Raw genomic sequence first — 13,596 nt, 5'->3', positions numbered from 1 at the left:
AAGCGGAAGGCGTCGTTCGAACGCCGTTCCGCATAACGAAAATGGAGTGAGGAATGACAAAGCGCGTAGCGTATGTAACCGGCGGGATGGGCGGAATTGGCACGAGCATTTGCCAGCGCCTCCATAAGGATGGCTTCACGGTCGTCGCGGGCTGCGGCCCGAACTCGCCGCGCCGGGTGAAATGGCTGGAAGACCAGAAGACGCTCGGCTTCGATTTCATCGCGTCGGAAGGCAATGTGGGCGACTGGGAGTCTTCCAAGAACGCGTTCGACAAGGTCAAGGCGGAAGTCGGCGAAGTCGACGTGCTGGTGAACAACGCGGGCATCACGCGCGATGTCGTGTTCCGGAAGATGACGCATGAAGACTGGACCGCGGTCATCGACACCAACCTGACGAGTCTTTTCAACGTGACGAAGCAGGTGATCGACGGCATGGTCGAGCGCGGCTTCGGGCGCATCATCAATATTTCGTCGGTGAACGGTCAAAAAGGGCAGTTCGGCCAGACGAACTACTCCACCGCGAAGGCCGGTATTCATGGCTTCACGATGGCGCTGGCGCAAGAAGTGGCGACCAAGGGCGTGACGGTCAACACGGTGTCGCCGGGTTATATCGGCACGGAGATGGTGAAGTCCATTCGCCCCGAAGTGCTGGAGAAGATCGTGGCGACCATTCCCGTGCGCCGGCTCGGCACGCCGGATGAAATCGGCTCCATCGTCGCGTGGCTCGCTTCCGATGAATCGGGATTCTCCACCGGCGCGGATTTCTCGCTGAACGGCGGCTTGCACATGGGCTGACGGGTGGTGGCGTCCCTCACGGAAGGCGCGAAGGCGTGAAGGCGTGAAGAGGGACGCTGCTGCTTGCCGGATAGATCAACGACGCGGCGAACTGGCGGCAACGCTTTATTGCGACAATGCAAGCCGTGGCGGCTGGCACCGCAGTAAAGTCCTGCGTTTAAAGGCGTTAAATGACCACCACTACTACAAAGAAATCCGCCGAACGACTCATCAAAAAATATCCTAACCGGCGGCTCTACGACACGGAAACGAGCACCTACATCACGTTGTCGGATGTGAAGCAGCTCGTGCTCGATCAGGAAGAGTTCAAAGTGCTGGACGCGAAGTCGAGCGACGACCTCACGCGCAGCATTCTCCTGCAGATCATTCTCGAGGAAGAGAGCGGCGGCTTGCCGATGTTTTCATCGGTGATGCTCTCGCAGATCATCCGCTTCTACGGCCATGCCATGCAGGGCATGATGGGCACGTATCTGGAGAAGAATATCCAGGCGTTCATCGACATCCAGCAGAAGCTGTCCGAACAGAGCAAGGGCATCTACGACGGCAACGCGCTCAATCCGGAAGTCTGGTCGCAATTCATGAACATGCAGGCGCCGATGATGCAGGGCATGATGACGAGCTACATCGAGCAGTCGAAGAACATGTTCGTGCAGATGCAGGAGCAGATGCAGACCCAGGCGAAAACGATGTTCAACACGTTTCCGTTTCCGACGCCTGTCGTGCCGCCGACGACCGAAAAGAAGTAGGCGCTCATGGCCCGAGCGCACGGGCCGACTCAGCCACCGCCGCGCCGAGCGGCGGATGCGCTTGGAAATCCGTCGAGACTTCGCTGAATGCCATGAAGCCGCCGCGGGTGACTGCGTGCTGGCGCCATCGTGCGTCATTGACCGGACAGCGCAACGCGCGCTTGAGGAAATCGCCCTTCTCGACGCAGGCAGGAATCTCGCCCGTCCAGTTAATACGCGCGTGGGAGAAATCGTCTGTGAAGATGTATGCGGCCGGCCGTCAGTGATTCTCCACGCCACAACCGGTTAAAATACGAGATTCGCCTCGACCGAGGCACGCGCTGTCGCCCGCGCGCGTCTTTCTCCGGATGTCCCCGTGAATACTTCTTTGAAATCAAGCACTAGCACACCCGCGCCGCGCATCGGCATGGTCAGTCTCGGCTGCCCGAAAGCCCTTGTCGATTCCGAGCAGATCATGACCCAGCTGCGCGCCGAAGGTTACGAAATCTCCGGCACCTATGACGGCGCCGACCTCGTCGTGGTCAACACCTGCGGCTTCATCGACGAAGCCGTGCAGGAAAGCCTCGACGCCATCGGCGAAGCGCTTGCCGAGAACGGCAAGGTCATCGTGACGGGCTGCCTGGGCGCGAAAAAGAGCGCGAGCGGCACGGGGCTCATCGAGGAAGTGCATCCGAAAGTGCTCGCCGTCACCGGTCCGCACGCGACCAACGAAGTGATGAACGCCGTGCACTCGTATCTGCCCAAGCCGCACGATCCGTTCACCGATCTCGTGCCGCCCGCGGGCATCAAGCTCACGCCGCGTCATTACGCGTATCTCAAGATTTCCGAAGGCTGCAATCATCGCTGCACGTTCTGCATCATTCCTTCGATGCGCGGCGATCTCGTTTCGCGCCCCATCGCCGAAGTCATGCTTGAAGCCGAAAATCTGTTCAAGTCCGGCGTGAAGGAACTGCTCGTCATCTCGCAGGACACGAGCGCGTACGGTGTCGATGTCAAATACCGCACTGGCTTCTGGGACGGCAAGCCTATCAAGACGCGCATGACCGAACTCGTCGGCGCGCTCGGCGAGCTCGCGTCGCAATACGGCGCGTGGGTGCGTCTGCACTATGTGTATCCGTATCCGAGCGTCGACGAAGTCATCCCGATGATGGCCGAAGGCCCGCTGCGCGGCCACGTTCTGCCGTATCTCGATGTGCCGTTCCAGCATGCGCATCCCGAAGTCCTGAAGCGCATGAAGCGCCCGGCCAATGCGGAGAAAGTGCTCGAACGCGTGAAGACGTGGCGCGAGATTTGTCCCGATCTGACCATCCGCAGCACCTTTATCGCGGGCTTTCCGGGCGAAACCGAGGAGCAGTTTCAAACGCTGCTCGACTTTATCCGCGAGGCGGATCTCGACCGCGTCGGCTGCTTCGCGTATTCGCCGGTCGAAGGCGCAACGGCCAACGAACTCGATGGCGCGCTGCCCGACGAAGTCCGCGAGGAACGCCGCGCGCGCTTCATGGAACTGGCCGAGGAACTGTCGGCCGCGCGCATGAAAAAGAAAGTCGGCAAGACGCTGCGCGTGCTCGTCGATGAAGTGAGCACGGACGGCGGCGTTGGCCGCACGGCGGCGGATGCGCCGGAAATCGACGGCGTGGTGTATATCGCGCCCGCGACGAAGGCGTCGAAGCGCTACAAGGCCGGCGACTTCGTCTCCGTCAAGATCACCGGCGCGGACGGCCACGATCTCTGGGGCGAGGTATAAGTCATGGCGCATTCCATGCCTTCGGTGCTCGCGCTCGGCGAGGCGATGATCGAGTTCAACCAGTCGACGCGAAATCAGCCGAACTATCTGCAAGGCTTCGGCGGCGATGTCTCGAACTTTCTGATCGCGGCGTCGCGGCAAGGCGCGTCGACGGGCTTCGTGTCCGCCGTCGGCAACGACCAGTTCGGGCAACTGCTGCTCGATCTCTGGCGCACGGAGAATGTCGATACATCGACGGTGCGTATCGACGAAACCGCGCCCACGGGCGTTTATTTCGTGTCGCACGGCGAGAGCGGGCATCGCTTCGATTACTTGCGCGCGGGTTCGGCGGCGAGCCGTTATGCGAGCGCGCACCTGCCGCTCGACGCGATCGCGGCGGCGAAGGTCGTGCATCTGTCGGGAATCAGTCTCGCAATCGGCGTATCCGCGTGCGATGCCGCTTTTACCGCCATGGATCACGCGCGCTCGCATGGCGCAAAGGTGAGTTTCGACACGAACCTGCGCCTGAAGCTGTGGCCACTCGCGCGCGCCCGCGCGGTGATGCTCGAAGCGCTGCGCATGACGGACATCTGCCTGCCGAGCTGGGACGACGTGACCGTCATCACGGGCCATGAAGACAAGGACGCCATCGTCGACTTCCTGCTCGCGCTCGGCTCGAAAGTCGTCGCGCTCAAGCTCGGCCGGGAAGGCGCGTATATCGCGACACCCAATGAGCGGCGCGTGGTGCCGGGCCGCGTCGTGAACGCGGTCGATGCCACCGGCGCCGGAGATTGCTTCGGCGGCGCGTTCATCGCGCGTATCGTCGCGGGTGACGATCCTTTTATGGCGGCGCGTTATGCCAACGTGGCGGCGGCGTTATCGACGCAAGGCTTCGGCGCGGTAGCCCCGATTCCGACCAGAAAGACAGTGGAGTCCGCGCTCGCGGAGTAAAAGACCCACGCAAACTCAGGAGACAAGAACATGACGCGAGAAGTAGTGGTGGTAAGCGGTGTACGCACGGCAATCGGCGACTTCGGCGGCGCGCTCAAGGATTTCACGCCGACCGATCTCGGCGCGCGCGTGGTGCGCGAAGTGTTGTCGCGTGCAAACGTGCAGGGCGACGAGGTCGGCCATGTCGTGTTCGGCAACGTGATCCAGACCGAGCCGCGTGACATGTATCTCGCGCGCGTGGCCGCGCTCGACGGCGGCGTGACGCAACACGCGCCCGCGCTCACGGTAAACCGTCTGTGCGGCTCGGGCTTGCAGGCCATCGTGTCCGCGTCGCAATCCATCTTGCTGGGCGACGCCGAGATCGCCATCGGCGGTGGCGCGGAAAGCATGAGCCGCGCGCCTTACGTCATGCCCGCCGCGCGCTTCGGCCAGCGCATGGGCGATGCACGCGTCGTCGACATGATGCTCGGCGCGTTGAACGACCCGTTCGACAAGATCCACATGGGCGTGACGGCCGAGAACGTCGCGAACAAGTACGGCATCACGCGCGAGGCGCAGGACGCGCTCGCGCTCGAATCGCACCGGCGCGCGGCGCGGGCTATCGAAGCCGGTTACTTCAAGGAACAGATTCTGCCGATCACGCTGGCATCGAAGAAGGGCGACACCGTTTTCGATCGCGACGAGCACGTGCGCATGAACGCGACGGCCGAAGATTTTTCGAAGCTGCGTCCTGTGTTCGCGAAGGAAAACGGCACGGTCACGGCGGGCAATGCATCGGGCATCAACGACGCGGCCGCGGCTGTCGTGCTGATGGAGCGCGGCGTCGCCGAGAAGCGCGGCGTGAAGCCGCTCGCGCGCCTCGTCGCTTACGCGCATGCGGGCGTCGATCCGAAAATCATGGGCATTGGCCCCGTTCCCGCCACGCAAAAGGCGCTGGAGCGCGCGGGACTGAGCGTCGCCGATCTCGACGTGATCGAAGCGAACGAAGCCTTCGCCGCGCAAGCCTGCGCGGTCACGCAGGAACTGAAGCTCGATCCGGCGAAGGTTAATCCGAACGGTTCGGGCATTTCGCTTGGGCATCCGATCGGCGCGACGGGCGCGCTCATCACCGTGAAGGCGCTGTACGAGTTGCAGCGCATTGGCGGGCGGTATGCGCTCGTGACGATGTGCATCGGCGGCGGTCAGGGTATCGCGGCGATTTTCGAGCGCATCTGACGCTCGGAGCTTGGGTCAAGGAACGAAGGATGATCGAAACAATGAAGCGCTTGCACTGGGCGACGATCGCAGGCGCCGCATTCGCGTTTGCCGGCTGTAATTCTCCAATGCCGCCGGATGCGTCGACGGCCGCGGCGAATGCGCCTGTCGGCGTGAAGGGCGAGTCGCATGGCGCGCAGCAGGCTATCGAAACGCTTGCCTTGCCACCGCAAAAGCCGCTCACGCCGAACCCGGAATACGCGCGCTTTCCGCGTTATGTCGGCACGCTCGGCGACCGGCAAATCGAAATGAGGCTCGGCGCGAAGACCGACGATCCCTCGGGCGTGCATGGCGAATATCGGTTCGCGGGCAGCCCGTCGGTGATCCTCGTTGCTGGCGATCGCGATGGCGATACGCTGGAGATCGAGGAATCGAACGACGGCACGCATATCACTGGCAACTGGGTGGGAAAGTTCGCGGCGGACGGCAGCGTGTCGGGCGAGCGCATGGACCCGGACGATTCCAATTCCAGGCCATTCGATCTTCGTCCAGCGGTGGCGGGAGCGACGCTGCCCGCTGTGCAGGGTGCGCCTCTCACGCGCAGTGCGCCGCCCGCGCCTTCGCTCGAACCTGCGCCGCCGCGTAATGCGGTGGGCGGGACGAGTAACGTGATCATCGGTGAGTGATGGTCGTTTGAAGCGGGCGTCAGTGCTCGACACGGCGCCCACTGCGAGCCTCACCACTTTTATTCCTCGGCCGAGCGTTGGCGACACTCCCGCGCATCAACCACTCAACTCTGCTTCGACATGACCGATTCAAGCAACTCCGAACGCGACCTGCAAACCCGTATCGTCCAGCCAGATGACCGCATCACGCCGGGCTTCGAGTCCTTTTCAGTGCCGGTTACGCGCGCCTCGACCGTGGTGTTTCCGGACCTCGCCACCATGCGCGAACTCGTCTGGAGCGACGATTCGAAATGGCGCTACGGGCTGCACGGCACGCCTACGACGGTCGCGCTTGCGCAGCGGCTTGCGACGATCGAAGGCGGCGAGCACGCACTGTTGCAACCGTCCGGGCTCGCGGCCATTTCGAACGTGTACTTCGCGTTGGTGAAGTCGGGCGATCACGTGCTCGTGCCGGACAACGCGTATGGACCGAATCGCGATCACGCAGACTGGCTCGCGAGCGACTTCGGCGTGGAGGTGACCTACTACGATCCGATGAAGGGCGCGGGCATTGCCGATGACATCCGTGACAACACGAAGCTCATCTGGCTCGAAGCGCCCGGCTCGGTGACGATGGAAGTTCAGGACGTGCCGGCCATGGTTGCCGTGGCGCGCGCGCGCGGCATCGTGACGGCGATCGACAACACGTATTCGGCGGGGCTCGCGTTCAAGCCGTTCGAACATGGCGTCGATATCTCGGTGCAGGCGCTGACGAAGTATCAGTCGGGCGGCAGCGACATTCTGATGGGCGCGAGCATCGTTCGCGATTTCGAGCTGCATAAGAAGCTCAAGCGCGCGCGCATGCGGGTGGGCGTGGGTGTGTCGTCCGACGATGCATCGCTCGTGTTGCGCAGCTTGCCGACGATGCAACTGCGCTACGAGGCCCATGACCGTTCCGCGCTTGCTTTGGCGAAATGGCTGAAGACGCGCCCGGAAGTCGCGGCGGTGCTGCATCCGGCGCTGGACGATTGTCCTGGCCACGAGTTCTTTAAGCGGGACTTTTCGGGCGGCGCGGGCGGCTTGTTTTCGTTCGTGTTCGACGCGCGCCATGGCGCGGCGCAAGTCGATGCGTTCGTCGAGGCGCTCGAGCTTTTTTCCATCGGCTGGAGTTGGGGCGGGGCGCACAGCCTCGCGATGCCCTACGACATCCGGTCGATGCGCACGGCGTCGAAGTGGCCGCATGAGGGCGTGCTGGTGCGGCTTTATATCGGGCTGGAGAGCGAGAGCGATTTGAGGGCGGACGTGGAAAGCGCGTTGGCGAAGGCGTTGGGGTGAAATGCTCGCCCGGTGGCGCTTGCTCGCTTGACCCAACCCGTCAGCCGAAACAAAACCACCCAAACAAACAGTTTCGCGGATTTTTCTATCGGGTTAAGGTTCGTCTATCGGAATGAAACGGACCGCAGCTCCCGCATCCAGAAACATGACTCGATTCTCCTTGCTGCACATCACGCCACGGACGCATCAGGTGGAGATCGATCTCGTCTACGCGACCGATCGCAATCTCACCGGCAAACCCATCTACAAGGCGCAGCATTGTCTGCTGCTCGAACCCGCCGAGGCGGCCTTGCGCCGCGCGGTCGCCATCGCGCAAAGCTTCGGCATGACGCTCAAGATTTTCGACGCCTATCGGCCGCCGCAAGCGCAGCAGGTGCTCTGGGACTTTCTTCCCGACCCGACCTTCATCGCCGATCTCAAGCGCGGCTCGAATCACAGCCGCGGCACGGCAGTAGACCTCACGCTCGTCGATGAAAACGGCGGCGAGCTCGACATGGGCACGGGCTTCGACGCAATGGTCCCCGAGTCCGCGCACTTTCACGCGGGTTTGCCGAGGCACGTACAGCACAACCGCACGCTGCTGCTCGGCGTGATGCACGGCGCGGGCTTCGCGCATATTCCCAGCGAGTGGTGGCATTACGAATTGCCGGGCTCGCGCGAACTTGCTCTCATCGACAACGAAGAAAGCGGCCTGTTGCGGCTGATGTGAACCCAACCTCACTTCGAACGGAAAAGCACATGGTCTTGCGCAAGGCAGTCGCGGCGGCACTGGCAACGGCTCTGGTTTTGGCGGGCGCGGGAACACTGACACTCGCGCAGGCCGCCACGCCGAAGGACATGTTCGTCATGGCAACGCTGCTCGACGAGTTCACCTCGCTCGATCCCGGCGAAATCTACGAACTCGTGCCCGAGGAATACGTCGCGAACACGTACGACCGGCTGGTGCGCGTCGATCTGAAAGACCCGTCGAAGTTCAACGGCGACGTCGCGCAGTCGTGGTCGGTCAGTCAGGACGGTCTGACGTTCACGTTCAAGATTCGCCCCGGCCTCAAGTTCCATTCGGGAAATCCGCTTTCCGCCGACGACGTCGCCTGGTCCATCCAGCGCACCGCGTTGCTGGACAAGGGCGCGGCCGCCGTGCTTGCGGGCATCGGGCTCACGAAGGCCAACGCGCTGCAGAACGTGAAGAAGATCGACGATACGACCGTCGCCATAACCACCGATCAACGCTACGCGCCGACTTTCGTGTTGAACGTGCTCGGCTCGTGGCCGGCGTCGGTGGTGGATCGCAAGCTGCTCGAATCGCATCAGAAGGGCAGCGACTACGGCAACGAATGGCTCAAGACGAACGAGGCCGGTTCGGGCGCGTACAAGCTCGTGAAGTGGACGGCCAACGACAGCATCGTATTGCAACGTTTCGACGGGTATCGCGCGCCGCTTGCCATGAAGCGCATCGTGCTGCGCCATGTGACCGAAGCGGCGAGCCAGCGTCTGATGATCGAGAACGGCGACATCGACGTGGCACGCGATCTGAGCCCCGACGACCTCGACACGCTTGCCAAGGCCGGCAAGATCAAGGTGAACGCCGTGCCGCAGGCAACGCTCATGTATCTCGGCCTCAACAACAAGAATCCGAATCTGGCGAAGCCCGAAGTCTGGGAGGCGATGAAGTGGCTGATCGACTATCAGGGCATTCAGAAGAACGTCATCCGCACGACGTACAAGGTGCACGAAACCTTCCTGCCCGAGGGATTCCTGGGCGCGCTCAATGACAATCCGTATCACCAGGATGTCGCGAAGGCCAAGGCGTTGCTGGCCAAGGCCGGTCTTGCGAATGGCTTCACCGTGAAGATGGACGTGCGCAACGACTATCCATACAGCGAGATTGCGCAGGCGGTGCAGGCGAACCTCGCGCTTGCCAACATCAAGGTTCAACTCATGCCGAGCGACAACAAGCAGACGCTCGGGCGCTACCGGGCGCGTGCGCATGACATCTATATCGGCGAATGGTCGGCGGACTATATCGATCCGCATAGCAACGCGCAGGGCTTCGTGTGGAATCCGGACAACTCGGATGCGTCGAGCTACAAAATGCTTGCGTGGCGCAACGCCTGGGACATTGCGCAACTGACGAAGGAAACGAACGCCGCGCTCGCCGAAAGCGATACGAAAAAGCGCGCGCAGAGCTACGAGACCATGCAGCGCGAAGTGCTCGCGAAGTCGCCCTTCGTCATCATGTTCCAGAAGGTGTCGCAGGTGGCGGCGCGGCCGGGCGTGAGCGGGCTGGAAGTCGGGCCGATCAACGATCTCGTCTCTTACAAAGACATCAAAAAGCAATAACCAGCGAAGCAGCCTGCGAATGTCCGTCACGCCCACGTTTTTCGACCGAATGCGCGCCGCGAGCGGCCGGCGAAGGGGCGTGCGCTTCGTCCTTGCACTCGTGCGCTGGATCATCATGCTCGCGGTGACGTTCACCGGGCTGCTTGCGATCACGTTCTTCATCGGCCGCAAGATTCCCATCGATCCCGTGCTTGCCATTCTCGGCGACCGCGCATCGGCGGCGGCGTATGCGGCGGCGCGTTTGCAGCTCGGGCTCGACAAGCCGCTCATCGAGCAGTTCATGATCTACGCGCGCGATGTCCTGCACGGCAATCTGGGCGTGTCGCTCTTGACGGCGAATCCCGTCATCGACGACATCAAACGCGTGTTTCCCGCGACGCTCGAACTGGCGACGCTCTCGACTTTCATCGGCGTTTGCATCGGCGTGCCGCTCGGCGTGATTGCGGCCGTGAAGCACAACCGCATGGTCGATCACATCGCGCGCTTCATCGGGCTGGCGGGCAGTTCCGTGCCCGTATTCTGGCTCGCGCTGATGGGTCTTTTGCTGTTCTATGCGCGCCTTCATTGGGTTTCGGGTCCGGGCCGTATCGACCCGATGTACGACGGCATGGTCGATACGCGCACCGGCAGTCTACTAATCGATTCGCTCCTCGCGGGCGCGTGGGACGTCTTTAGAAACGCGTTCTCGCATATCGCGTTGCCGGCGGGCGTGCTGGCGTTCTATTCCATCGCTTATCTGAGCCGCATGACGCGCTCGTTCATGCTCGAACAACTGAGCCAGGAATACGTGACCACCGCGCGCGCGAAGGGCTTGTCCGAGCGGCGCGTGATCTGGCGGCACGCGTTTGGCAATATCGCGGTGCCGTTGCTGACGGTGATCGCTTTGGCGTACAGCTATCTGCTCGAAGGCTCGGTGCTGACAGAAATCGTGTTCGCGTGGCCGGGCATCGGCTCGTATCTGACGGGCGCGCTTTTGAACGCGGACATGAACGCGGTGCTCGGCAGCACGCTCGTGATCGGCGCGACGTTCATTGCGCTCAATTTGCTGACCGACGCGCTTTACCGCGTGTTCGATCCGCGCGCACGCTGACATGGAGGACGCTTGTCGATGCATTCGCCCGTCGAGCGCGCGCCGATGAAACCCGCGCGGGCGCACTGGCGCGCGTGGTTGCTCACCGACACGCCCGCGTCGCCGCGTCAGGCGGCGCTCGGGCGCGCATACCGGCGCTGGCGCGCGTTCTCGGCGAATCCGCTCAGCATGTTCGGTCTCGCGATACTCGTGCTGCTCGTCGTGGTGGCGATCTTCGGGCCGCTCGTCGTCACGCGCGACCCGTTGCAGCAAGTGCTCGCCGAACGCCTTACGCCGCCCAACTCAGCGCACTGGTTCGGCACCGATCAGCTCGGCCGCGACATCCTGTCGAGGCTCGTGCACGGCTCGCGGCTCACGTTGAGTATCGCCATGCTGGTCGTGGTGCTCGTCGTGCCCGTGGGTTTGCTCATGGGCACGGTGGCGGGTTATTGCGGCGGTTTCGTCGATACCGTGCTCATGCGCATTACCGATGTCGCGCTCGCGTTTCCAAAGATCGTGCTCGCGCTCGCGTTTGCGGCGGCGCTCGGGCCGGGCGTGCTCAACGCGGTCATCGCCATTTCGATCACGGCCTGGCCGCCGTATGCGCGGCTCGCGCGTGCGGAATCGCTGCGGCTCGCGCAGGCCGACTTCATCCACGCGGCGCGTCTGCAGGGCGCGTCGCCCGCGCGCATTCTGTTGCGCTATATCGTGCCGCTGTGTTCGTCGTCGGTGATCGTGCGCGCGACGCTCGACATGGCGGGCATCATCCTCGCGGTCGCGGGGCTCGGATTTCTGGGGCTGGGCGCGCAGCCGCCGAGTCCCGAATGGGGTTACATGGTTGCCTCTGGCCGCAATGTGCTGCTCGATGCATGGTGGGTCGCAACTATTCCCGGCCTCGCCATTCTCGCCGTGAGCCTGGCGTTCAATCTGCTCGGCGACGGTTTGCGCGATGTCTTCGATCCGCGTCACGGAGGCTGACATGTCCTTGTGCGAGATCGATGGACTCGATATTTCTTTCGCCAGCCACGACGGCGTGCCAATGCCCGCCGTGCGCGGCGTCTCGTTGTCGGTCGAGCGCGGCGAACGGTTGGGTATCGTCGGGGAATCCGGTTCGGGCAAGTCGCTTACCGGCCGCGCGCTGCTCGGTCTCTTGCCGCAAGGGGCGAACTGGTCCGCGAAAGCCCTGCGTTTCGACGGCCAGGACTTGCTCGCGATGAAGCCGAACGAGCGCCGGCGTTTATGCGGCACGCAGATGAGCATGATTCTGCAAGACCCGAAATTCTCGTTGAACCCGGTCATGACCGTCGCGCAACAAATGCGCGAAACCTTCGCGCGGCAAGGCGAACGCCTCGGCCGCAAGGCCATGCGCGCGCGTATCGTCGAGGCGTTGTCGGCGGTGCATATCCGCGATCCGGAGCGCGTGGCGGATGCGTATCCGCAAGAACTGTCGGGCGGCATGGGCCAGCGCGTGATGATCGCGATGATGGTCTTCGCCGGCCCGCGCCTCTTGATCGCCGACGAACCCACCAGCGCGCTCGACGTGCTCGTCTCCATGCAAGTGCTTGCCGTGCTCGACGAGATGATCGAGCGTCACGACACAGGACTCGTTTTTATCAGCCACGACCTGCCGCTCGTGATGTCGTTTTGCGACCGTGTGGCAGTGATGTACGGCGGGCGGATCGTCGAGACATGCGCGGCGGCGGATCTCGCGCACGCAAAGCATCCGTACACGCGCGGGCTGCTGGCCGCCAATCCGCCGCTCGTCGATCCACCCGCGGAGTTGCCGACCTTGCGGCGCGATCCGGCGTGGCTCACGGAATCGTTCGAAGGAGACAGCGCACGATGATCGATATCGGCCGCGCGAGCATTCGTTTCCGCACGAAGACCGGTCACGTCGATGCCGTGCGCGACGTGACGTTTCGCGTGGAGGAGGGCGAGGTGTTCGGGCTCGTCGGCGAATCGGGCAGCGGAAAGTCGACCTTGCTGCGCGCACTCGCCGGCCTCGTGCCACTGTCGAGCGGAAGCCTGCGAGTCAGCGATAGCCGTCCGCAGATGGTGTTTCAGGACGCGTACGCGGCGCTGCATCCACGCTTCACGGTCGACAAGACCTTGCGCGAGCCGCTCGCGATCAACGGTATCGGCGATGAAGACGCGCGCATTTTGGCCGCGCTTGCCGAGGTCGGGCTCGGACCGGCGTTCAGATTTCGGTATCCGCATCAATTGTCGGGCGGGCAGCGGCAGCGCGTGTCGATTGCGCGCGCGTTGATCGTGGGTCCGCGCGTGCTCTTGCTCGATGAACCGACGTCCGCGCTGGACGTCTCCGTGCAAGCCGAAATCCTCAACTTGCTGCGCCGCTTGCACACGGAGCGCAAGCTCACGATGATGCTCGTGAGTCACAACCTCGCCGTGGTCGGTTTTCTGTGTCAGCGCGTCGCGGTGATGAAAAATGGCGAGATCGTCGAGCAACTCGATGTGGAAGCCGTCCGCGCGCGCGACGTGAAGCACGAATACACGCGCAGCCTCATGCGGGCGACCGAAGGCTATACGCGCAAGCACATTCGTCGAAACGACGCCATCGAATGTGGCGAAAATCACGCATAAAGCCGGTATACAATGCAGCCCGATCGCGCTCTGGCCGCGCGATGAAAACAGCGTGCCAGCCGCTGTTAGAATAGGAATTGGATTGTCGGGATCTGCCGAACAGCGCTTCAAGCGTGGTATTCCGGCTGCCATCCGACTTCAGGCTAACCAACGGAAATCGCGACAGACCGCGCCCGCC

At 62.9% G+C, this 13,596-nt stretch carries 13 protein-coding genes; all 13 read left to right on the top strand.

What is annotated here, in order from left to right:
• Positions 1 to 53 precede the first annotated feature (53 nt).
• The 13 genes from NCT04_RS08295 to NCT04_RS08235 all read left to right on the top strand — a co-directional run bounded on the left by NCT04_RS08295 (position 54) and on the right by NCT04_RS08235 (position 13,418).
• Complete coding sequence (locus NCT04_RS08295) at positions 54 to 794, top strand: 3-ketoacyl-ACP reductase (protein WP_244825316.1); 741 nt, start codon at positions 54 to 56, stop codon at positions 792 to 794.
• Between the two features lie 170 nt (positions 795 to 964).
• Positions 965 to 1,540, top strand: coding sequence for a polyhydroxyalkanoate synthesis repressor PhaR (gene phaR, locus NCT04_RS08290; RefSeq protein WP_244825315.1), 576 nt, complete (start codon positions 965 to 967; stop codon positions 1,538 to 1,540).
• A gap of 355 nt (positions 1,541 to 1,895) precedes the next feature.
• Complete coding sequence (gene rimO / locus NCT04_RS08285; protein ID WP_370652021.1) at positions 1,896 to 3,284, top strand: 30S ribosomal protein S12 methylthiotransferase RimO; 1,389 nt, start codon at positions 1,896 to 1,898, stop codon at positions 3,282 to 3,284.
• Between the two features lie 3 nt (positions 3,285 to 3,287).
• Positions 3,288 to 4,214: a sugar kinase gene (locus NCT04_RS08280; RefSeq protein ID WP_250464943.1), complete on the top strand. Its 927-nt coding sequence runs from the start codon at positions 3,288 to 3,290 to the stop codon at positions 4,212 to 4,214.
• A 30-nt stretch (positions 4,215 to 4,244) separates the two neighbouring features.
• Positions 4,245 to 5,429 (top strand): beta-ketothiolase BktB, encoded by a 1,185-nt coding sequence (gene bktB / locus NCT04_RS08275; RefSeq protein ID WP_250464941.1) that lies wholly within the window; start codon positions 4,245 to 4,247, stop codon positions 5,427 to 5,429.
• 29 nt (positions 5,430 to 5,458) lie between these two features.
• On the top strand, positions 5,459 to 6,094 hold the full coding sequence (locus NCT04_RS08270) for a hypothetical protein (RefSeq protein WP_502800661.1): 636 nt from the start codon (positions 5,459 to 5,461) through the stop codon (positions 6,092 to 6,094).
• A 120-nt stretch (positions 6,095 to 6,214) separates the two neighbouring features.
• Positions 6,215 to 7,408, top strand: a complete 1,194-nt coding sequence (locus NCT04_RS08265) for a cystathionine beta-lyase (RefSeq protein WP_250464939.1) — start codon at positions 6,215 to 6,217, stop codon at positions 7,406 to 7,408.
• 145 nt (positions 7,409 to 7,553) lie between these two features.
• Positions 7,554 to 8,117, top strand: a complete 564-nt coding sequence (gene ddpX, locus NCT04_RS08260; protein WP_250464937.1) for a D-alanyl-D-alanine dipeptidase — start codon at positions 7,554 to 7,556, stop codon at positions 8,115 to 8,117.
• A gap of 29 nt (positions 8,118 to 8,146) precedes the next feature.
• Positions 8,147 to 9,748, top strand: coding sequence for an ABC transporter substrate-binding protein (locus NCT04_RS08255; RefSeq protein ID WP_250464935.1), 1,602 nt, complete (start codon positions 8,147 to 8,149; stop codon positions 9,746 to 9,748).
• 19 nt (positions 9,749 to 9,767) lie between these two features.
• A complete protein-coding gene (locus tag NCT04_RS08250) occupies positions 9,768 to 10,838 on the top strand; it encodes an ABC transporter permease (RefSeq protein WP_250464934.1) in 1,071 nt (356 codons plus the stop codon).
• Positions 10,839 to 10,856: 18 nt separating this feature from the next.
• Entirely contained in the window at positions 10,857 to 11,795 is a 939-nt protein-coding gene (nikC, locus tag NCT04_RS08245) for a nickel transporter permease (protein WP_502800660.1), read from the top strand.
• Position 11,796: 1 nt separating this feature from the next.
• The gene (locus NCT04_RS08240) at positions 11,797 to 12,663 is read left to right on the top strand and encodes an ABC transporter ATP-binding protein (RefSeq protein WP_404989211.1); all 867 of its coding nucleotides are present in this window, start codon (positions 11,797 to 11,799) and stop codon (positions 12,661 to 12,663) included.
• Positions 12,660 to 13,418 (top strand): ABC transporter ATP-binding protein, encoded by a 759-nt coding sequence (locus NCT04_RS08235; protein WP_250464930.1) that lies wholly within the window; start codon positions 12,660 to 12,662, stop codon positions 13,416 to 13,418. Before NCT04_RS08240 ends, NCT04_RS08235 begins: the two co-directional genes overlap by 4 nt.
• The last annotated feature ends 178 nt before the right edge of the window (positions 13,419 to 13,596 follow it).

The sequence above is a fragment of the Caballeronia sp. GAFFF2 genome (assembly GCF_023631485.1).
Taxonomy (GTDB): Bacteria; Pseudomonadota; Gammaproteobacteria; order Burkholderiales; family Burkholderiaceae; genus Caballeronia.
This window is presented reverse-complemented; position numbering and strand designations above follow the sequence as displayed.

Excerpts from the sequence above, each read along its gene's own strand:
- NCT04_RS08270 (WP_502800661.1), top strand. The coding sequence starts at position 5,459 with ATGATCGAAACAATGAAGCGCTTGCACTGGGCGACGATCGCAGGCGCC.
- NCT04_RS08235 (WP_250464930.1), top strand. The coding sequence starts at position 12,660 with ATGATCGATATCGGCCGCGCGAGCATTCGTTTCCGCACGAAGACCGGT.
- bktB (WP_250464941.1), top strand. The coding sequence starts at position 4,245 with ATGACGCGAGAAGTAGTGGTGGTAAGCGGTGTACGCACGGCAATCGGC.
- NCT04_RS08295 (WP_244825316.1), top strand. The coding sequence starts at position 54 with ATGACAAAGCGCGTAGCGTATGTAACCGGCGGGATGGGCGGAATTGGC.
- NCT04_RS08280 (WP_250464943.1), top strand. The coding sequence starts at position 3,288 with ATGGCGCATTCCATGCCTTCGGTGCTCGCGCTCGGCGAGGCGATGATC.
- ddpX (WP_250464937.1), top strand. The coding sequence starts at position 7,554 with ATGACTCGATTCTCCTTGCTGCACATCACGCCACGGACGCATCAGGTG.
- NCT04_RS08265 (WP_250464939.1), top strand. The coding sequence starts at position 6,215 with ATGACCGATTCAAGCAACTCCGAACGCGACCTGCAAACCCGTATCGTC.
- NCT04_RS08255 (WP_250464935.1), top strand. The coding sequence starts at position 8,147 with ATGGTCTTGCGCAAGGCAGTCGCGGCGGCACTGGCAACGGCTCTGGTT.
- nikC (WP_502800660.1), top strand. The coding sequence starts at position 10,857 with ATGCATTCGCCCGTCGAGCGCGCGCCGATGAAACCCGCGCGGGCGCAC.
- phaR (WP_244825315.1), top strand. The coding sequence starts at position 965 with ATGACCACCACTACTACAAAGAAATCCGCCGAACGACTCATCAAAAAA.
- NCT04_RS08250 (WP_250464934.1), top strand. The coding sequence starts at position 9,768 with ATGTCCGTCACGCCCACGTTTTTCGACCGAATGCGCGCCGCGAGCGGC.
- NCT04_RS08240 (WP_404989211.1), top strand. The coding sequence starts at position 11,797 with ATGTCCTTGTGCGAGATCGATGGACTCGATATTTCTTTCGCCAGCCAC.